The 19182-nt window shown below is 71.2% G+C and carries 16 protein-coding genes, 1 tRNA gene and 1 pseudogene; 2 read left to right on the top strand and 16 right to left on the bottom strand.

All coding sequences use genetic code 11. The features are described from left to right. Positions 1–163 precede the first annotated feature (163 nt). The 3 genes and pseudogenes from ACFQVD_RS32660 to ACFQVD_RS32650 form a co-directional block, all read right to left on the bottom strand. Complete coding sequence (locus tag ACFQVD_RS32660) at positions 164–2329, bottom strand: chaplin family protein (RefSeq protein WP_343971421.1); 2166 nt, start codon at positions 2327–2329, stop codon at positions 164–166. Between the two features lie 250 nt (positions 2330–2579). Then, positions 2580–3200, bottom strand: a complete 621-nt coding sequence (locus ACFQVD_RS32655) for a hypothetical protein (RefSeq protein WP_343971424.1) — start codon at positions 3198–3200, stop codon at positions 2580–2582. Positions 3201–3309: 109 nt separating this feature from the next. Next, positions 3310–4616: pseudogene (locus ACFQVD_RS32650) on the bottom strand (M20/M25/M40 family metallo-hydrolase). Between the two features lie 164 nt (positions 4617–4780). Between ACFQVD_RS32650 and ACFQVD_RS32645 the strand changes: the two are divergent. After that, positions 4781–4866, top strand: a tRNA-Leu gene (locus ACFQVD_RS32645). Positions 4867–5174: 308 nt separating this feature from the next. On the opposite strand, the gene ACFQVD_RS32640 is transcribed toward ACFQVD_RS32645, so the two are convergent. Genes ACFQVD_RS32640 through ACFQVD_RS32605 form a run of 8 tightly spaced genes read right to left on the bottom strand, consistent with a single transcriptional unit; the run spans position 5175 to position 11954 of the window. Then, on the bottom strand, positions 5175–5927 hold the full coding sequence (locus ACFQVD_RS32640) for an SDR family oxidoreductase (RefSeq protein ID WP_343971430.1): 753 nt from the start codon (positions 5925–5927) through the stop codon (positions 5175–5177). Next, a complete protein-coding gene (locus tag ACFQVD_RS32635) occupies positions 5924–6718 on the bottom strand; it encodes an enoyl-CoA hydratase/isomerase family protein (RefSeq protein WP_343971433.1) in 795 nt (264 codons plus the stop codon). The genes ACFQVD_RS32640 and ACFQVD_RS32635 overlap by 4 nt, the downstream gene beginning before the upstream one ends. 1 nt (position 6719) lies before the next feature. Beyond that, positions 6720–6983, bottom strand: coding sequence for an alpha/beta fold hydrolase (locus tag ACFQVD_RS32630; RefSeq protein WP_343971436.1), 264 nt, complete (start codon positions 6981–6983; stop codon positions 6720–6722). After that, on the bottom strand, positions 6980–8650 hold the full coding sequence (locus tag ACFQVD_RS32625; protein WP_343971439.1) for a CocE/NonD family hydrolase: 1671 nt from the start codon (positions 8648–8650) through the stop codon (positions 6980–6982). The genes ACFQVD_RS32630 and ACFQVD_RS32625 overlap by 4 nt, the downstream gene beginning before the upstream one ends. Continuing rightward, the gene (locus tag ACFQVD_RS32620; RefSeq protein ID WP_343971442.1) at positions 8650–9420 is read right to left on the bottom strand and encodes an SDR family NAD(P)-dependent oxidoreductase; all 771 of its coding nucleotides are present in this window, start codon (positions 9418–9420) and stop codon (positions 8650–8652) included. Before ACFQVD_RS32620 ends, ACFQVD_RS32625 begins: the two co-directional genes overlap by 1 nt. A 10-nt stretch (positions 9421–9430) precedes the next feature. Beyond that, a complete protein-coding gene (locus ACFQVD_RS32615) occupies positions 9431–10258 on the bottom strand; it encodes an enoyl-CoA hydratase-related protein (RefSeq protein ID WP_343971445.1) in 828 nt (275 codons plus the stop codon). Beyond that, a complete protein-coding gene (locus tag ACFQVD_RS32610; protein ID WP_343971448.1) occupies positions 10255–10986 on the bottom strand; it encodes an SDR family NAD(P)-dependent oxidoreductase in 732 nt (243 codons plus the stop codon). Before ACFQVD_RS32610 ends, ACFQVD_RS32615 begins: the two co-directional genes overlap by 4 nt. Next, positions 10983–11954 carry an amidohydrolase family protein gene (locus ACFQVD_RS32605; protein WP_343971451.1) on the bottom strand — a complete coding sequence of 324 codons (972 nt, stop codon included), beginning with the start codon at positions 11952–11954 and terminating at the stop codon, positions 10983–10985. Before ACFQVD_RS32605 ends, ACFQVD_RS32610 begins: the two co-directional genes overlap by 4 nt. A gap of 138 nt (positions 11955–12092) precedes the next feature. Here ACFQVD_RS32605 and ACFQVD_RS32600 point away from each other — a divergent pair, with 138 nt between their 5' ends. Next, entirely contained in the window at positions 12093–12689 is a 597-nt protein-coding gene (locus ACFQVD_RS32600; RefSeq protein WP_343971454.1) for a TetR/AcrR family transcriptional regulator, read from the top strand. A gap of 98 nt (positions 12690–12787) precedes the next feature. Here the strand turns inward: ACFQVD_RS32600 and ACFQVD_RS32595 are convergent, their stop codons facing one another. The 5 genes from ACFQVD_RS32595 to ACFQVD_RS32575 are packed head-to-tail and all read right to left on the bottom strand — an operon-like array spanning position 12788 to position 19077. After that, complete coding sequence (locus ACFQVD_RS32595; RefSeq protein ID WP_343971457.1) at positions 12788–14419, bottom strand: AMP-binding protein; 1632 nt, start codon at positions 14417–14419, stop codon at positions 12788–12790. A 1-nt stretch (position 14420) separates the two neighbouring features. Beyond that, positions 14421–15179: an ABC transporter ATP-binding protein gene (locus ACFQVD_RS32590; protein WP_343971460.1), complete on the bottom strand. Its 759-nt coding sequence runs from the start codon at positions 15177–15179 to the stop codon at positions 14421–14423. Continuing rightward, entirely contained in the window at positions 15176–16963 is a 1788-nt protein-coding gene (locus ACFQVD_RS32585) for a branched-chain amino acid ABC transporter ATP-binding protein/permease (RefSeq protein ID WP_343971463.1), read from the bottom strand. The genes ACFQVD_RS32590 and ACFQVD_RS32585 overlap by 4 nt, the downstream gene beginning before the upstream one ends. Continuing rightward, entirely contained in the window at positions 16956–17831 is an 876-nt protein-coding gene (locus ACFQVD_RS32580) for a branched-chain amino acid ABC transporter permease (protein WP_343971466.1), read from the bottom strand. Before ACFQVD_RS32580 ends, ACFQVD_RS32585 begins: the two co-directional genes overlap by 8 nt. Positions 17832–17838: 7 nt before the next feature. After that, the gene (locus tag ACFQVD_RS32575) at positions 17839–19077 is read right to left on the bottom strand and encodes an ABC transporter substrate-binding protein (RefSeq protein ID WP_343971469.1); all 1239 of its coding nucleotides are present in this window, start codon (positions 19075–19077) and stop codon (positions 17839–17841) included. Positions 19078–19182 lie beyond the last annotated feature (105 nt).

Raw genomic sequence — 19182 nt, 5'->3', positions numbered from 1 at the left:
CGCCCCGGGCCGCGCCCCCGGGACGGGCAAAGCTTCCGTGCCTCGCCAGGCGAGCGAGCACCGCACCACACGGGCACGGTCATCCTGTCTCGCCGCCGTCGAGGCGTCTGCGCGCCTTCCTCAGTGGCTCTGAGGAAGGCATGCCTAATAGGTGACTAATGCCTTACTTTTTACCGAAACGGATGCGACGGGTGGTGCCGAAGACGGTCGCGGAGGCCGCGGCCAACGCGCCGATCAGCAGGGTGACCAGGGAACCGACGTTCATCCCGGTCACGCCGACGGGCTGAGCGGCACTCATCAGGCCCAGATCACGGATCGGCAGGTTACCGGCCGGGGTGGAGGACGTCAGGCCCGTGACGGGAGCCAGCGGCGAGCTGCTGTCGGCCGCCGCGGCCCGCTTGCTCACCGGTGTGGCGGGCATGACGGGGAGCTCGGGCAGACCGGCGGCCGGAAGCTGGGACCGGCTCGCCTTCCGGGCACCGCGGGCGTCGGACGGCGACGCCTGACCGGTCTCGCCGTCGACCCCCGGAACGGCGGGGAGGACGGACAGCAGGCTACTGGTCTTGTTCCTGCCAGGCTTGCCATCCCAGCCGTCGCGGCCGCCGTTGTGATCGCCCTTGTGGCCGCCCCACTGGCCACCGTTGTGGCCGCCCCACTGGCCGCCGCCCGGCCCTCCGGCGCGGGAGCCGCCGAGGCAGCCCGCGGCGGCGTCGCCCAGGACGGCGACCGCGTTGCCACAGATGTTGATCGGCGCGGTGATCGGCGCCACCACCTGGTTACCACCCAGGACGCTGCCCCGACCGGAGGTACGGTTGCCACCGGCCCCCGCACCCGCACCACCGGAGACCGAGGTGCCGCCCCTGCATCCGGCCGCGGCCCGGCCGAGCACGCCCACCGCGTTGCCGCAGACGTTGATCGGCGCGGTGATCGGCGCCACCACCTGGTTGCCGCCGCCGATGCTGTGATCACCGTTCGTGCGGTTGCCACCGGCACCGCCGCCACCGGGACCACCGGTCCCGACGGACGCACCGCCCTGGCAGCCGGCGAAGGCCCCACCCAGGACGGCGACCGCGTTGCCGCAGACGTTGATCGGCGCGGTGATCGGCGCCACCACCTGGTTACCACTCAGGACGCTGCCCCGACCGGAGGTACGGTTGCCGCCCGCACCGCCGCCGCCTTGGCCCGTCCCCGCGGACGAACCGCCCGGGCAGCCCGCCTGGCCGTTGCCGACGGCGCTGCCACAGACGTTGGCGGGCGCGGTGATCGGCGCGACCACCTGGTTACCGCTGCCGGCTCCGAAGCGCCCATCGGTGTCGTTTCCCGGCCGGCCGTACCCCGAGCCGGGACCGCCCGGACGCGGGCCCCGCTCCCAGCCGCCGTGACCGCCGTGACCGCCGTAGCCCGGCTTACCCGGCCAGTCGGGCTTGCCAGGGCCACCGTGCTCCCCCGAGCCGCCCGGCCGTCCCGGCCCACCAGGGTGCCCGGGCCCACCGGGGTGACCAGGACCACCGGGGTGCCCCGGCCTGCCGGGGTGACCAGGACCACCAGGGTGCCCAGGACCACCGGGCTGCCCCGGCCCGCCGGGCCTGCCGCCGCCGACCTCGGCACCGCCCTCGCAGCCGGAGAACGCCTCGCCGACGACGGCGACCGAGTTGCCGCAGATGTTGATCGGCGCGGTGATCGGCGCCACCACCTGGTTACCACCCAGGACGCTGCCCCGACCGGAGGTGCGGTTGCCGCCCGCACCGCCGCCGCCACCGCCCTGACCGCTCACCGAGGCACCACCCCGGCAACCGGCGGTCGCCCCACCGAAGATCGCGAAGGAGTTGCCGCAGGCGTTGATCGGCGCGGTGATCGGCGCCACCACCTGGTTGCCGCCGCCGATGCTGTGATCACCGTTCGTGCGGTTGCCACCGGCACCGCCGCCGTTCCCGCCCTGGTTCCGCACCGAGGCACCGCCACGGCAACCCGCCTCGGAACGGCCGATCACCGACACCGCGTTGCCGCAGGCGTTGACGGGCGCGGTGATCGGCGCCACCACCTGGTTGCCGCCCAGAACGCTGCCCCGACCTGAGGTCTCGTTGCCCCCCGCGCCGCCGCCGCTGTTCTCGGCGGACGCGCCCCCCTCGGAGGAGGCGGCCGACTGCCCGGCCACAGCGACGGCGTTTCCACTGATGTCGATCGGCAGGGTGATCGGAAGATTGACCTGGTTTCCTCCGGCGATCGAGTGGTCACCGTCGGTGTCGGCGAAGGCGGTACCGCCGCCCATGGCCATGACGCCCAGTGCGAGCAGTGCCGCAGGGGCGGTGCCCCTAACCCACGTACGCATGATTGAAGCTCCTAGCAGTCTCGGGGGGACCTGAAGCCCTCGTGAGGGCATGCGAGTGCCATGCGAGGACCGGACAGGGCCCGCACAGCGGAGGCCCAGGCGGGCCGTCACGAGGAGTTGGGAACCGGCTGACTCGTCGGCCTGCTCACCGCTCACCGGTGGAGCGACTCTCCGGGGGACGGAGGATCGAGACAGGCTCCGCGACCGGCGGATCACTCGAAAGGAGATCAGGCCGGTCTACGAGACGGTGTCAGTCAGGAGAGAAAGAAGGGTCGTCCGCCGCTGTGCGGACGACGGGGGGGAGCACGAACGCCAGCGGAACACGCTGCGTCGCCAGTCGCGGGTCGTAGGCGAACCACGCGACATCCCCCGGACCCGAGCCGAAGAGGCCGGATCCACCACCGCTCTGGGGCACGAATCCATTGGTGCCAGAACCGTGGTCGACGGTGGCGGGTGCCGGGGCCCCCGGCTTGGACTGGCTGGTGAGCCCGTCCACACCTCGCCCCGCCATGGCTTCGGCGTTGTCCGTCGCCGACGGTTTGCCGCTACCCGTGGGGAAGTCATCGACCTTTGCAGCCGATCCGGAAGCGACAGCGTCGAAGGCCTGGGAGCGGGCCACTCCTGTCGCCGCGGTGGCGTCCGCGGCCGCGGGAGTGGCACTGAGAAAGCCGAAGACGATCGCGAGCAGCCATGCGGCGGCCAGGAGACCGCCGATGGCGAGGGCTTGCCTGATGCCCCGCCGGGCGCCGGCCGCGAACCGCGCCATCCGGTCGGCCCGGTCGGGGATCGTGTCGTCGACGGAGAAGGCCACGGGCACGCGTCGAGCAGCGGGCGAGGACGCCCTCCACTGCTCGTGCGGCACGTGCGCCACATGGCCTCCCAAAGCTCCTGGACAGGCCCGCTTGGACACGGGCCACCCTTCAACGGAGAGTCACGTTAGCACCACATGGAGTCAACGCAACGGGTTTCCCGGGAACGGATCAGCAGCCGTCCAGGAATCGGTCAAGAACCCGGACCCCGAACCGCAACGAATCCACCGGCACCCTCTCGTCCACCCCATGGAACATCCCGGAAAAGTCCAGGTCGGCGGGGAGCTTCAGCGGCGCGAACCCGAACCCTCGAATTCCCATCCGGCCGAACGCCTTCAAGTCCGTCCCCCCGACAACGTGTACGGCACGGCCAGCGCGCCCGGGTCCTCGGCGAGGAGGGCGTCGGCCATGGCGCGCACCAACGGCCCGTCGAAACCGGTCTCGATGGCGATGTCGTGGTAGATGAACTCCCTGGTCACATTGGGGCCGAGCAGCTCGTCGACGGTCTGGAAGAACTCGTCCTCATATCCCGGCAGGAAACGGCCGTCCACATGCGCGGTGGCGACCTGGGGGATCACATTGGCCTTGTAGCCGGCCTCCAGCATCGTGGGGTTGGCGGTGTTGCGCAGCGTGGCGCCGATCATCCGCGCCAGCGGCCCCAGCTTGGCGACGGTCTTCTCCGCGTCGTCCAGGTCAAGCTCCAGCTCCAGCGCCCTGGAGGTCTCCTCCAGGAACGTCCTCACCGTCTGTGTCATCCGTACCGGCCACTCGTACCGGCCGATGCGGCCCACCGCCTCGGCCAGATCGGTGACCGCGTTCTCCGCGTTGAGCATCGAGCCGTGCCCGGCCCGGCCGGTGGCGGTCAGGCGCATCCAGGCGATGCCCTTCTCGGCCGCCTCGATCAGATAGAGCCTGCGCGCCTCGTCGATGGAGACGCTGAACCCGCCCACCTCACCGATCGCCTCAGAGCACCCGTCGAACAGGTCCTTGTGCTGCTCGACCAGCCACTGCGCGCCGTAGTGACCCCCGGCCTCCTCGTCGGCGGTGAAGGCCAGCACCACGTCCCTCGGCGGGCGCCGCCCCTCGCTGAGCCGCTGTCGTACGACCGCGAGGATCATCGCGTCCATGTCCTTCATGTCGACCGCGCCGCGTCCCCAGACACAGCCGTCCGCGATCTCACCGCTGAGCGGGTGGTGGGCCCAGTCGGCGGCGTCGAAGGGCACGACGTCCAGATGTCCGTGCAGCAGCAGCGCGTCCCGCGAGGAGTTCTCCCCCGCGATGCGGGCGATCACGTTGGCCCGCCCCCTGTCCGACTCCAGGATCTGCGGCTCCAGCCCGACCTCGGCCAGTTTCTCGGCCACGTACTCGGCGGCGGCCCGCTCTCCGGGGCCCGAGTTGTCACCCGCGTTGGTCGAGTCGATCCTGATCAGGTCGCGGCACAGCCCGACGACCTCATCCTCACCGTTGAGCGTAGCCATGTGGACTCCTTGAGTTCGGTACGGCTTCCACCCCCATCCTCCCGCCGTACCCTCCTTCCCGGCACCCCGTCCCTACCCGCCCTCCAACCGATATGACGCAAGCTCAAGAGTTTGCTAACCTAAGTCCGCCGACGCGGGATGACGGTCCCACGTGCAGGCACCACGTCCGGGTGGCGGAATAGGCAGACGCGCTAGCTTGAGGTGCTAGTGCCCTTTGCGGGGCATGGGGGTTCAAGTCCCCCCTCGGACACATAGGAACAAAGTGCGACAGATGGCCATCTGTCGCACTTTGCGCTTTCCATGACCTGATCGTCGTCAGCGTCGGCGGACCGATCCGGCTCCCCGGCGCGTCCCGTACGCGATCGCGATGAAACCGGCCCTCACCGGCAGGCTCATGTCCGCAGGTGTCAATGCCCATTCGGACACCGCCGGCCCAAGAGTCCTCGCCGAACACCGTCCGACTTTGACTTTCGAGCAGATCCGCACCGGTACGGCAGTGCCGGGCACGGCAGGATCGTCCGGTACCGTCCGGCTCGGTACAGCGGGTGAGGTCATGGCTCAGCGCAGCGAGTTTCCTCCGTCCGTGATGATGGAGCGTCCGGTGATCCAGCCGGCCTCCTCGCCGCACAGGAACGCGATGACCTTGGCCAGGTCTTCGGGGGAGCCGGCGCGGCCCAGCGGTGTGGCGCGCGCGGCGGCGGCCAGGAGGCGCTCCGGGTCGGGGCTGATCTCGCGCAGCGCGTCCGTCGCCACCACACCGCCGCTCACCAGATTGACCGTGATGCCGTCGCGGCCGAGTTCCACGGCGAGGTAGCGGACGACGCTCTCGGCCGCGGCCATGGCGGCGGCGATCGCCGCATAACCGGGGACGTGCCTGCTCGTCCCGGTGCTCACGGTCGTCACGACCCGGCCGCCGTCGGCCAGTTGCGAACGTGCCGCGGTCACGAGGGCGAGGAGGGAGCCGACGCGGGTGGCGAACATCCGCTCGTAGGTATGCCAGGGGGTTTCGAGTGCCTTCCCCAGGGACGGCGAGGCGGAGCCGAATCCTGTCGCGTTGGAGATGACCGCACGGACGGGCCCGAGCCGTTCACCCGCTGCGCGCACGAACTCCGCGCACTGGTCCTGATCGGCGACATCCAGCGCGAAGGCGGCGGCGTGTCCGCCGTTCCGGTGGATCTCGCCGACGACTTCGGCGGCGGACTCGGCGTTCCGGTGGTAGCCGACCGCGACGGCGTAACCGTCGCGTGCGAGCGTGAACGCGGTCGCCCGGCCGATGCCCCGGCCGGCTCCGGTGATGACCGCGGTCTTCACGGGCGGTCTCCGAAGGAGATGTCGTCGTCGTCCGCCGCCTCGGCGTAGCGGCGCCGCGCCGCTTCCTGAAGCCTCCTGGATTCGGGGCTGGCCAGTCTCTCCGCGAAGAGTGCGGCCTCCAGCCGGAGACCTTCGGCGAGCGGTAGCCGGGGACCCTCGACGAGTGCGCGCTTCGCGGCGGCGAGGGCGGCGGCGGGATGGGACGCCATGCCGCGCGCGAGCCGCAGAACCTCCGCCTGGAAGTTGGGCGCGGGGAGCACCCGTTCGACGAATCCGGCGGCCCTGGCCTGTTCGGCGGTGAGGACGTCACCGGTGAGGACGATGTCGGCGGCCCGCCCGGGGCCGATCAACCGGGCCAGCCGCTGGGTGCCGCCCGCCCCGGGGATGATGCCGAGCGCGGTCTCGAGCAGACTGAAGTGGGCGGCGGTCGAGGCCCATCGCAGCGTACAGGCCAGGGACAGCTCGAAGCCGCCGCCCCATGCCTGGCCGTCGATCGCGGCGATCACCGGCTGCGGGATCCGCTCGACGCGTCGCATCGCGGTGTACCAGATCTTGGCCCGCGGCATCGGCCCCCGGGAGAGTTCGGCGAGCTCGTCCAGGTCGGCGTGGGCGATGAAGTAGCCGGGGACATCACTGGTCAGCGTCACAACCCCGATGTCCGGCGCGGTCTCCAGCCGGGCGAGTTCCGCGTCCAGTTCTTCGAGCGCGGCGAAGGTGAGGAAGTTGCGTGGCGGGTTTCGGTAGGTGAGGACGGCGACGCCGTCGACGTCCTCCCGGCTCCACATCGTCATATCAGTCCTCCGGTGAGTCGAGTCCGTGCTCGGCGGGGAAGCGCAGCACGGTGCTGTTGAAGAAGTCGGAGCTCCCGTGGCCCCGGACGTCCCCCAGCAGGATCCGGTACCGGGCGGCGAACGCCTCGGCCTGCGGTTCCCACGTACGGTGATCGAGGGTGGCGCCATGGGTGAGAACGATCGGGGACTGGTCACCGGAGTCGCCGGTCCAGTGGTGGATCTCGCAGTCGGTGGAGCGCTGGACGGTCCGGTGCCGCAGCGTCACGGGCGCGCCCCGTCGCCCAGGAGGAGGACCGACGTCCCGTAGTGGACACTCTGGGTGGACGGCGTGCCCGGTCCGGCCGTGGCGGGCGGCTCCCCGTCCCCCTGGTTGCGGTCGTAGTGGGGGAAGTTGCTGCTGGACAGCATCAGGCCGATCCGGTGGCCGGCCGGGAACCGCTGGGCCGTGTACCCGAGATCGATGTCCAGCCGGACCGGTTCTCCCCGTGGCACCGGGGTGTCGGGGCCGTCGCGGCGGCTCAGCCTGATCACCCCCTCGCCGACCGGCAGCATCCGCCCGTCGGGCAGCTGGTCCACCAGCCGAGCCATCACGTCGGCGTCCGCCGCGTCGGTGGCGAAGGTGAGCTTCAGCCGCACCGGGCCGATGACGTCCGTGTCCTCGGTGAGCACGTCGCCGTGGTAGACGAGGACGTCGGGTCGCTCGGCCGTTCGGCTGAGGTCCAGCGGCCCGGGGACGAGGCGGCCGAGGTGCAGGACGCGCCCGCCGTGGCTCGGCACCGGATCCTCCGGATCGTGGAGGTAGCCGTCCGGTGTGGCCGGGTTCGCCGTGTCGGGCGTGGCGGTCAGCCGTCCCGGCGTCCTACCCTGCGCGGCGGGCCCCGTCAGGTACAGGGCGTGCCCGGCGGCCTCCGTCGGCGGCCATCGCTCGGCGGTGCGCCACTCGTCCGCGCCCATCTGGAAGTACCGAACGGGGGCGGGACCGTCCGATCCGTCCAGGCAGCGGCGGAAGAACTCCAGGTGCCGGGCGGGCAGCCGGGTGGCCGCGGCGGAGGCCGCGACACCGAAGTTGACCTCGCCCTGCAGATGGGACAGGGCTCCGGTGTGCGCCCAGGGGCCGACTATCAGCTCGTGCCGCAGGTCCGGTCGCAGCCTGCGCATCTCCAGGTGCCCGCGGATGGTCGCGGTGGCGTAGACGTCGTACCAGCCGGTCACCGACAGGGTCGGCACCTCCACCGCCGCGTGGTCCCAGTCGGGCAGGGCCTGGATCCGTCCGTCCAGCAGGTCGCCGATCCGGATCGGGAATCCGGGCAGGTCCAGTTCCGGCATGCCCACGAGCGGCAGCCGCCGCATCGCCCGTCCCGGATCGTGAATCAACGACGCGACCTTGGCGACCAGCGACGGGTCGGCGTCCGGTCCCTGCCGGCCCAGCCAGTCGGCGGCCATGTAGGCCAGCCACCCGACGAGGTGGTCCAGCCGCAGCGCGCCGCCGGTGTCACGGGTGTCGGCCGCCGCGCCGGTCGTCATGGCAGGGGCGATGCCGCGCAGGTGGGGCGGGCGTTCGGCCGCGCCGAGCCAGGCGATGATGCCGAGGTAGGAGGTGCCCGCGAGGAACACGTTGCCGTCGCACCAGGGCTGTGCCGCCGCCCACTCCACCGTGTCGTAGGTGTCCCTGGCCTCCTGCTCCCACATGACGGCCCGCCAGTCGCCGTCGGAGTCAAAGCGGCCCCGGGTATCCTGCACCAGCGCGGCGAATCCTCCGGCGAGGCAGTGCTGGGGGTGCAGCGTGTCGGAGCTGATCTGCCGCCGGCCGTACGGCGTCCTGAACACCACGGCCGGGGACGGGGACGGGGGCCGCCACAGGTCGCCGCGCAGCAGCACGCCGTCCCGCATGGGGGCTTCGACGCCGCCTTCGATGCGTCCCAGTTCCGTCATCACACCTTCTTGAGAGTGAGCATCGTCCGGGCCATCTCGTTCCACCCGGCGGTCGCGCCGCCGTCCACGGTGAGACTGCATCCGGTGAGGAAGGAACTGCCGGGCAGCGCGGCGAACACCGCGGCGCGGGCCTGTTCCTCGGGGGTGGCCAGCCGTCCGACGGCGGTGGTCGCGGTCAGCGAGTCGCGGAGCGGACCCGGCGGCCACAGTTCGTCGACCATCCCGGTGTGCGTCGGCCCGGTGATCAGGGCCACCGCGCGAATCCCCTGCGCGCCGTAGTCGACGGCGACGGACTGGGCGAGGCCGATGAGAGCGTGCTTGGCCATGTTGTAGACCGGGGAGCGGGGAGTCGCCGACACCCCGCACATCGACGAGGTGAACACGAACACTCCCCCGTGCGCGCGCATGTGCCCGACCGCGGAGCGCACCAGGTAGAAGTTGGCGTCGCAGCAGACGCCCATCACCTTGCGGTAGTCGTCGTCGGTGAGGCTGTGCGGGCGGCCGGGCACGTTGACGCCGGCGTTGCCGTGGACGACGTCTAGCCGGCCGTGCCGGGCGACCACCCCGTCGACGACCTCCGCGACCTGTGCCGGGTCGGAGACGTCCGCTTGGACGATGCCCTCTCCCGGGGTCAGGTCCACCCCGATGACCTCGGCCCCGACGGCCCGGAACAGCCTCATCGAGGCCGCGCCGATGCCGCTCGCCGCACCCGTGACCAGAACGACCCTGCCGTCGAGCCGGCCGAACACGTCACCGTCTGCCATGGTCATCCGTTCCTCCTCAACGGCCCGTGAATTCGGGGCTGCGCTTTTCGACGAAGGCACGTGCTCCTTCGACGGCATCATGGACTTCCCTGTTGTTGCGGATGTGGAAGGTGTTCTGGATCCGCAGCGCCTGCTCCAGCGGCTGACCGTACACTCGCTCGCGTAGCTGCTTGTAAAGCCCGATCGCGCCGGTCGGACCGGCCGCGAGCCTGCGGGCCTCGGCGAGCGCCGCGTCCCGCAGATCCCCCGACGGGACGACCCGGGTGTAGATGCCCAGGCGTTCGGCGTCGGTGGCGTCGAGCAGCCCGCCGGACAGATAGATCTCGGTCGCCTTGGCGCTCCCGACGATCCGGGCCAGCATCACGGCGGTGCCGGTCTGCGCCACGTTCACCAGGCAGCTCCCGATCCGCGCCGTGTCCGAGGCGATCCGCAGGTCGGCGGCGCAGGCCAGCTCGGTGCCCGCCCCGGCCGCGGGGCCGTTGACCGCCGCGATGACCGGCTGCGGCGCTGTGACGAGGGCCTCGACGATCCGCAGGTACACGGGGTCGGCGGTGTCACCGAGCACCGGCGAGTGCCTGCGGTCCCCGGCGAGGTGCTCGTCCACCGCGCCGAGGTCGTCCCCGCCGCAGAAGGCACTGCCCGCCCCGGTCAGCACCACGACCCTGGCCTGCGGGTCGGTCTCGGCGTGCTCCAGCGCGCGCAGCAGCTCCTCGCCGAGCGCGCGATCGATCGCGTTGCGGCGGTCGGGACGGTTCATGGTCAGCCACAGCACCCCCGGGGCCGGCCGGGAGACCAGCAGGGCCCCTTCACCGCTTGACGTCGTGCTCTCCTGTTCGCGCATCATGCTCTGACCATCCCTCCATCGACGAACAATGCTTGGCCGGTGACATAACCGGCCCCCGTTCCCAGCAGCCACACGACCGCGGCGGCGACCTCCTCCGGGTGCCCGCACCGGCCGATCGGCAGCCGGGCGGCGACCTTCTCCGCCAGCCCGCGAAGCCCGCTCTCGTCGAGCATCGGGGTGTCGATGAAGCCGGGGCACACGGCGTTCGCGCGGACGCCGAGCGGTCCCAGTTCGACGGCGAGCGAGCGGGTCAGGCTCAGCAGCCCACCCTTGCTCGCGTCGTAGGCGGCCTGCCCGGCGAACCCGGTCACCGCGATCGAGCAGACGTTGACGATGGCGGCGCCCGGCCGTCCGGCGAGGGCGGGTGCCGCCGCACGGGCCAGCCGGAACGGCGCCGACAGGTTGATCTCCATGACGCGCGCCCAGTCGGCGGTGCTGTGCTCGCCCAGTGCCGCGCGGTGCTCCACACCTGCGTTGTTCACGAGGCCGTCGAGGCCTCCGAGTCGGCCGAGCGCCTGATCGACGATTTGCTGTGGCGCTCCGCTCTCCGTCAGGTCGAGCGGCACCAGGTGGAGCCGATCGTCGTCGAACCGCCTTTTCAGGCGCTCGCAGCCTGACGCGTCGACATCGGTCGCCAGCACCTGCGCGCCCTGCAGAAGCAGTTCGGCCACGAGGGACGTGCCGATGCCACCGGCGGCCCCGGTGACCAGCACCCGGCGGCCGCTCATGCCGCGCTTCCCTGCCAGGTGCGGTTCAGCAGTCGCTCGGCGTTGCCATGCAGCCAGGCCTGGACGACGTCGTCCGGAAGGCCCAGCCAGGTGACCTCGGCGGCGAGCCTGGCAGGGGTGGAGGCCTGGGTCCAGCTGGTGGACCCGAAGAGGACGCGGGAGCGGACGGATGCGGCACCCAGCGTCAGCAGCGCCTCCCATCCCGATCCCCTGGCCGCCATCCTGGACGGACGGTGCGAGGAGAACTCCAGGTAGACGTTGGGGTGCCGCTGCGCCACCGCCAGCATCTCCGTGACCCAGGGCCAGCCTCCGTGCCCGGCGACCAGGACGAGACCGGGGTGGGCGCCGGCGATCCGGTCCAGCACCCGCGGCCCGGAGACATCGATCGGGATGTCCGAACGGAAGTGCTGCCCGCAGTGCAGCCACACCGGGACACCACGGTCGGCGGCGAGCTTCCAGAGCCCGGCGTGTTCGGGTGCGGACGGGTCGGTGCCGTCGAGGAACGGGATGACCGAGAGGCCGGTCGCACCGAGCTCGTCGAGCGCGCGACGTGCCTCGGCGATCGCGGTCCGCGAGTCGGTGAGGCTGACCCCGGCCCATGCGCTGAGCCGGTCCGGGTGCCTGGCCGCGAAGGCGGCGACCGTGTCGTTGACGGTGGCGTCCCTGATGGGCCACGGCCCGCCGTGCAGGATCTGGTGGGCCACCCCGCTCTCGGTCAGCGCGGCGACATGGTGATCGATGTCGAAGCCGCGTCCAAGGACGTGGGCCAGCCGCTCCGCCGTTCCTATCGGATCATGCGCCGCCTCCGCCGCGACCTCGCCGTGAGCCCGTCCGGTGAGGGCGGCGAGCCGCCCGGAGAACATGACGAGATAACGCGGTGCGACGGTGGCCAGCGAACGCAGGTAGGCCGTCCAGCATTCGGTGTCGTAGGCGACCTCGCAGATGTCGATCACCGGTTCACCCATCATTCCCCCTTCTTATATACAAACGTTTGTTTACCAGACTCGGCACCGCCAGGTCAATGAACGTTCATATGGTGATAGCGTCGGGGGGTGGGTACGACACGCTCCCGGAAGACCACTGACGGCGCCCCTGCCACGACCTCGATGAGCCGGCGCATCCTCGACGAGGCGGCGCGCCTGTTCTATGAAGACGGGTTCCCCGCGACCACCGTCCGCAAGATCACCGCCGCGTGCGGGGTCACCGCGGGCTCGCTCTACAACCACTACGGGTCCAAAGAGGAAGTGCTCTACGCGATCCTCAAGAGGGCTCACGAGGACTCCGAGCGCATACTGGAGGAAGGACTCCTGCGCGGCGGCGACCGGGCCGACCGGCAACTGGCCGAGCTGGTGCGGGAGCTCACGCTCTTCCACACCGAACGGCGTATCGAGGGCCTGGTGGCCCGGACAGAATGGCGCCACCTCCCGCCCGAGCAGGCCAAGGAGGTTCTGGATGCCCAGCAGCGAGTCCGCCGCATCTTCGAACGCACCCTGGAACGGGGCCTGAACACCGGCCGGTTCCGCCTGACCGACCCGCGGTCGCCGGGTCCGGCCCGAGTGGACGTGGCCGCCAAGGCGATCCTCGACATGTGCATCAACGCCGGGCAGTGGTTCCGTCCCGACGGCGGGCTGTCCGCCCAGGAACTCGCCGACCAGTACGCCTTCCTCGTCCTCCAACTCGTCGGCGCGGCCCCGGAGGACTGACGCCCCGAAGGCCGGCGACCGGGAAAGCCGATCGCACATTCCTGATGGGAGGTGCGGAGACCGGCCGGGCGCGGGACCGGCCGGTACTCCGAGGAGGCTCAGCCTGCGGCGGGCGTCCCGCCGATGCGGTCACGCCGGACGGCCACGCCCAGCCGCTCGCGATCGGCCGTGTCCGCCGTGACGCCTTCCGAGCGCAACCGGTGCTTCTCGATCTTGTTCGTCGGGGTGTGCGGCAGCGCGTCGACCACGCGCACGTAGCGGGGCACCATGAAGTGCGCCATCCGGGGGATCAGGAAACGCAGCAGCTCGGCGGGGTCGATCTCCGCCCCGTCCACGGGCGCGACCACGGCGAGCACATCGTCCTCGCCGTAGGGGCTCGGCACGGCGACCACCGCGGCCTCCCGGACCGACGGATGCGCCAGCAGCTCGGTCTCCACCTCGGCCGAGGAGATGTTCTCACCGCGGCGCCGGATCGTGTCGCCCATCCGGTCCACGAAGAAGTACTCGCCGTCCACCGTCCGGAAGGCGTCCCCGGTGTGGAACCACCCGTTGCGCCAGACCCGTGCCGTCGCCTCGGGCATCCCGAGGTAACCGGAGTTCAGTGCCCACGGCTGGGCGGTGCGCAGCACCAGCTCACCGACCTCCCCGTCGGGCACCGGCCGGTCGTGCTCGTTGACGACCCGGGCCTCGACACCGGGCCGCAGCCGCCCGGACGTGCCCGGCACATCCGGGTTGGGGCCGGAGATGATCGGAATCGACACCTCCGTCATGTTGAACATGGCCACCACGTCGACACCGAAGCGCTCGGCGAACGCCGCGCTGTCCTCGATGAGCGGGATCATGAAAACGTGCCGCAGCGGGTGAGCACGGTCATGCGGGGACGGAGGGCGCTTGCCCAGGAACGTCGCCATCACGCCGAGCAGCGTGACGTGCGTGGTGCCCGTGTCGCGGACGGCCGGCCAGAACGACTCGGTATCGAACGCGCTGACGAGACTGATCCCACCGCCGAGCAACAACGCCGCGTACGTGCCGATAGTGCCGCCCGCGTGGAACAGCGGCAGGTTCACCATGTAGCGGTCGGCCGCTCCGAAGCAGCCGCCGAACGCGGCCCGCGCGCAGGCCGCGAGCTGGACGTACGAACACAGGACGCCCTTCGACGGCCCCGTCGTTCCGGACGTGAGGATCACCGCGTACGAGTCCCACGGCCGGGGTGGTGAGTCCGGGCGGAAGCCGGGGCTCGGCGCCGCCAGCGCCTCCGCCCCCAGCATCCCGGCCCGGCCCGCCGGTCGGCTGTCGCCCTCCCCGAGCACCACCACCCGTTCCAGCGCGCAGGCGTCGATCTCGTCCAGGCGCCCGGCCAGCTCGCCGTGCACCACCGCCACCCGCGCCCCGGACAGCCGGATCGCATGTTCGAGCAGCCTGCCGCGGTAGGCGGTGTTGAGCGGTACCAGGGCGCCGCCCAGCAGGTTGACGCCGAACCAGACGCGCAGTGCGTCGGGCCCGTTCGGCAGCCAGGAGACGACCGTGTCACCCGGCCGCACGCCCAGCGCGTGCAACCCCGCGGCGACCCGCTCGGCCTGGTCCAGGGTTTCGGCGTAGGTCCACCGCGTCCCGTCCTCGAAGATCACGTACACCCGGTCGGGGTGCTCCGCGGCCCGGCGGACGAGAAGCTCCGCCACCACGCATTCGTCGGCCTCGGGCACTTCCGGGCCCCACCACTCACCGCTCATGTCACTCCTTGTTCCGCTGCTCGCCGGCCACGGCCGCGCCCAGATAGGCGGCCCGCAGCACGGGATCCTCCGCGAGCTCGGCGGCGGTGCCGACAACCTCGATCCGGCCGTGCCGCATGACCAGTCCCCGGTCGGCGAGCGCCAGCGCCTGGTTGACACGCTGCTCGACCAGGATCACCGTCAGGTTCTGCTCCCGCAGCCGGTCCACCACCGCGAACACCCGCTGGATGATCACGGGTGCCAGGCCGATGGACGGTTCGTCCAGCAGCAGCACTCGGGGTTCGCGCATCAGCGCCTGGCCGATGGCGAGCATCTGCTGTTCGCCGCCGCTGAGCACCTCCGCGTAGGCGTCCATCCGCTCACCCAGCACCGGGAACAGGTCGACGACCCGGTCCGTCCGCTCCCGCTCGACCTTGCGCCGGTTCGGGACGTTCCAGAGCCCGAGTCTCAGATGCTCGGCCACTGTGAGCCCGGTGAAGAGACGCCTGCCCTCGGGAATGTGGACGAGGCCGTGGGCCACGATCCGTTCCGGGCTCCACCCGGTGATGTCGGTTCCGGCGAGCCGTACCGATCCGGACGTGGGGTGAAGCAGCCCCGAGATGGTGCTGAGCAGGGTCGTCTTCCCGGCCCCGTTGCCGCCGACCACCGCGAAGATCTCGCCCGTATGGACCGTGAAGTCCACCGAGCGGATCACCGGCACCGTCCCGTACCCGGCGCTCAGCCCGGACACGGTGATCAGTTCCTCGCCCTGCGTTCTCATGCGGGTGCTCCCAAGTACACTTCGACGACCCGTGCGTCACCGAGTGCCTCCTCCGGCGCCCCCGACGTCACCAGTTCGCCCTGGTCGAGGACGGTCACGACGTCGGCGACGCTCGCGACGAGTTCGATGTGGTGCTCCACCAGGACCACCGTGGTGCCCGCGTCGCGAATCGCGCGGATCAGGCGGCCCAGCGCCTCCAGCTCTCGCGGCGTGAGCCCGGCCGCCGGCTCGTCCATCAGCAGCAGGCGCGGCCGTGCCATCAAGGCCCGGGCGACCTCCAGCAGTCTCTGCTCGCCGTGCGGCAGCGCCGCGGCCTCCTCGTCCGCCCGCCCGGCGAGGCCATGACCGGCCAGCAGCCCGTCGGCCTCCCTCTCCAGTTCGGCCCGTTCGCGCCGGGCCCACGGCAGCCGCAGGACGGTCGCCGGACCGTTCGCCCGCTCCCGCGCGTAGGCGCCGAGCAGGACGTTGTCCCGCAGGCTCGACGCGCCCAGCAGCCGCGGCGTCTGGAAGACGCGCGCCACCCCGCGCCGGGCGAGCCGCTCGGCCGTGGCCCGGCTGACGTCCTCGGTTCCGAGGAGGACCCGTCCCTCGTCCTGCTGCAGCAGACGAGTGATCACGTTGAGCAGGGTCGTCTTCCCCGACCCGTTGGGCCCGACGATCGCGTGCACCGTACCCGGCTCGATGGTGAGGTCGATGCCGCGCAGCGCGTGCACGCCGCCGAAGGACTTGCGAACGCCGGCCAGTTCGACGCCGAGCGGCTCTCCGCGCGGCGGCCTGACCTCGATCGTGACGCCCGTGCCGGGGGCGTCGGAAGACGTGCCATCGGCCCCGTGGCGTGCCCGCAGCTTCTCCCACGCCCCGGCGATGCCGTGCGGCGCGTACACCATCAGCACCAGCAGCGCCGCGCCGTAGATGAGGCCGCGCCATTCAGCCAGGCCGGTCAGCAGTTCCGGAAGGGCGAAGAACAGCAGGGTGCCGATGATCGGGCCGACGAGACGCGCGGCGCCGCCGATGATGACCACCAGCAGGAACAGGATCGAGAAGTCGAGGGTGAAGTCGTCCGGGGTGACGAGCCCGTGATGAACGGCCAGCAGCGCCCCGCCCAGACCCGCGGTGGCACCGCCGCAGGCGAACGCGAACAGCTTCATCCGCGCGGGTCCGACGCCGACGCTCCGCGCCATCTCCGGCGCGTCCCGTACGGCCATCATGCCCCGGCCGAAGCGGGAGTCGACGATGGTGCGGACCATGACGAACAGTACGACATTCACGGCGAGGGCCAGCCAGAGGACGTCTCGTTCCCCGAGTTCCCAGGAACCGAACGCGGGCCGCGGGATGCCGACCAGCCCGGACCAGCCACCGGTCAGCCCCTCGAACTCGACCAGCAGGCTGCGCATCGCCATCGCCGCTCCGAGCGTGACCAGGGCGATGTACCAGGACGACAACCGGAAGGCGGGCAGCGCCATCAGGGTCCCGGCGCCCGTGGCGATCACCACCGCCACCGGGGCCGCCGCCCAGAAGGTCCAGCCGTGGTCGGCCATGAGGATGCCGGTGGCGTAGGCACCTACGGCGACCAGCGCGCCCTGTCCGAGCGAGACCTGGCCGGTGTAGCCGAACATGATGTTCAGCCCCGTCCCCACCAGCACGTAGATCGCGGCCGTGGTGGCGAGGTAGGTGATCGTCGGGTCGCCGCTGACCAGTGGCAGCGCGGCCACGGCCGCCACGAGAGCGACCCAAGGGGCCGAGCGCCGCGCGGCGCCCGCCCGTGTTCCGCGAACTTCAGACATGACGTTGCACCGCCAGACCGCGCAGGCCGTTGGGCCGGATCAGCAGGATGAGCAGCATCGCTACGAACAGGACGACGGACTGCGACCCGGGAGAGCCGTAGGTGGCGCCCGCGGCCTCGACGGTGCCGAGCACCCATCCCGCCACCAGGACGCCTCGGTTGTCGCCGATCCCGCCGACCGCCAGTGCGGCGAAACCCTTGATCAGCAGACCCAGGCCCATCGTCACCGAGGCCAGCAGCAACGGCGCCGCCAGCACTCCGGTGAGCCCCGCCAGGGCGCCGCCGAGCAGGAACGAACGGCGGGTCAGCATCGTCGGGTCGATGCCGCGCAGCCGGGCGCCGTCACGGTCGGCGGCCACCGCGCGCAACGCGGCGCCGAACCGGGAACGGTCCAGTAGGCCGAGCAGTATCACCACGGCGACGGCGATGGCCACCACCCCGACCTGGTAGCTCGAGAACCGGACTCCCGCCACCTCGTTGACGTTGATGGACAGCGGCCACGGGGGTGCGACGGTGCTCGGCTGGTCCGTCCACAGCCGTCCGGCGGCCTCCGCGAGCAGCAGCGAGAACGCCAGCGTGGTGATCACCCAGCCGGCTGCGTGGGACGATCTGCGCAGCACCGGGGTGACGGCCACCCGCTCCTCGGCCAGCGCCACGACCGCGACGACGGCCATCACGCAGACGGCGGCGATTCCCCAGGGGAGTCCGCCGATCGGAGTGGCGGCCATCAGCATCGCGCCGATCATGATGAGCTCGCCCTGGGCGAAGTTCACCACGTTCGTCGGCCGGTACAGGACGTTGAACCCCATCGCGACAAGGCCGTAGAGGCTGCCGAAGACCAGCCCCGTGACCAGGATGTCGGTGATCATCGGGCGGTCACACCCCGTCCGCGCGCCGCCGCAGAACCCCGCCCAGGCTCTCCGGATCCTTCGCCGACATGAGAGTGCCGATCGTGATGTCCTCATCGGCGATGCCGGAGTGCCGCTTCGCGGTGAACGACACCTTCGCCCGGGTGCCCTGGTAACCGTCGACCTTGTCGAGCGCGGCCTTGAGATCGGCCGGATCGAGGCTTTTGGTCTCCCCGATCACCGTGGCCATCAGCATCACGTAGTCGTAGTAGGGGCTGGTCACCGCCGAGTAACCGAGGCCCGCGGTGTCCGGATGCGCGTTGATCCGCTCGACCAGCTTGCGGACCTCGGCCGGAGGCTGCTCGTCGCCGGCATAGGTGAGCCCCCGGTAGGTGGTGCCGAAGAACCCGTCGAGCAGGGGCCGCGGGAACTCCCCGAGCGCATCGAGGTAGTTCAGGTCGTGCGAAACGATCACAGGATGGAAATCGCTGGCCGCCATCGCCCGCAGGATCAGGATGGTCGCCTGCGGCTGACCGGTGAACAACCCCAGCCCGTCTACACCGGCCCGCTCCAGATTCCGGACGAACGGCGTCATGTCGGAGGCGTCCACCTCGAACACCTCGACCGCGACCGGCTTGGCGGAGTAGTCGTCGCGCAGCGTCCGGACGACGGCGTCCCTGATCGACGTGCCGAACTCCGAGTTCTCCACGATGATGCCGATCTTGCGCAGCCCGCGGACCTCGTGGAGGAAGCGCGCCGCCACCCTGGCCTGCTGGGTGGTGTTGTAGACGAGCTGGTAGTGGTACGGGAAGCGGTCACCGTCCCCGAGCAGCTCCGCGCCTCCCCAGCACGACTGGATCAGGTTCGCGCGGGCGAGGGCCGTCACCGACGCCAGCACCTGTGAGCTGCCTGTCGGTCCGACCACGAAGGTCGGATTCTCCCGGATCAGCCGCTGCGCCACGGCCGGCTGGCTGGCCGGGCTCCCCTTGTCGTCCTGCTCCGCTACCTGCACCGCCTGTCCGAGCAGGCCGCCGGCCACCTTGATGTCCTCCAGCGCGAGCCGCGCACCCACGTAGATCGGCTTGTAGGCGGCTGCGAGGCGACCGGTCTTCGGCTCCACCCACCCGATCCGGGCGGCCGTTTTTCCTCCGCCTCCCGAGCTCCCGCACGCCGCCGTCCCAAGGCCGAGCGCTCCGAGCGCGGCGGCGGACGCGGCGCCCGCCAGAAACCCTCGCCGGGACATCCCGTCCATCCGGTAAGTGACCAAGGCCGCCTCCTCAGATTGGTGTATGAACGTTTGTATACTTCGCCTCGATGAGCGTCAAGAGGAAGCCCGTAAGATCGAGCGGCACAACAGGCTGGTCAGAGCCGG

The organism is Streptosporangium amethystogenes subsp. fukuiense, assembly GCF_042665875.1.
GTDB lineage: Bacteria > Actinomycetota > Actinomycetes > Streptosporangiales > Streptosporangiaceae > Streptosporangium > Streptosporangium fukuiense.
This window is presented reverse-complemented; position numbering and strand designations above follow the sequence as displayed.

Coding starts and splice junctions, on each gene's coding strand:
- ACFQVD_RS32660 (WP_343971421.1), bottom strand. CDS start 2,329: ATGCGTACGTGGGTTAGGGGCACCGCCCCTGCGGCACTGCTCGCACTG.
- ACFQVD_RS32600 (WP_343971454.1), top strand. CDS start 12,093: ATGAGCCGGCGCATCCTCGACGAGGCGGCGCGCCTGTTCTATGAAGAC.
- ACFQVD_RS32580 (WP_343971466.1), bottom strand. CDS start 17,831: ATGATCACCGACATCCTGGTCACGGGGCTGGTCTTCGGCAGCCTCTAC.
- ACFQVD_RS32595 (WP_343971457.1), bottom strand. CDS start 14,419: ATGAGCGGTGAGTGGTGGGGCCCGGAAGTGCCCGAGGCCGACGAATGC.
- ACFQVD_RS32620 (WP_343971442.1), bottom strand. CDS start 9,420: ATGACCATGGCAGACGGTGACGTGTTCGGCCGGCTCGACGGCAGGGTC.
- ACFQVD_RS32610 (WP_343971448.1), bottom strand. CDS start 10,986: ATGAGCGGCCGCCGGGTGCTGGTCACCGGGGCCGCCGGTGGCATCGGC.
- ACFQVD_RS32635 (WP_343971433.1), bottom strand. CDS start 6,718: ATGACGATGTGGAGCCGGGAGGACGTCGACGGCGTCGCCGTCCTCACC.
- ACFQVD_RS32615 (WP_343971445.1), bottom strand. CDS start 10,258: ATGATGCGCGAACAGGAGAGCACGACGTCAAGCGGTGAAGGGGCCCTG.
- ACFQVD_RS32585 (WP_343971463.1), bottom strand. CDS start 16,963: ATGTCTGAAGTTCGCGGAACACGGGCGGGCGCCGCGCGGCGCTCGGCC.
- ACFQVD_RS32605 (WP_343971451.1), bottom strand. CDS start 11,954: ATGATGGGTGAACCGGTGATCGACATCTGCGAGGTCGCCTACGACACC.
- ACFQVD_RS32590 (WP_343971460.1), bottom strand. CDS start 15,179: ATGAGAACGCAGGGCGAGGAACTGATCACCGTGTCCGGGCTGAGCGCC.
- ACFQVD_RS32625 (WP_343971439.1), bottom strand. CDS start 8,650: ATGACGGAACTGGGACGCATCGAAGGCGGCGTCGAAGCCCCCATGCGG.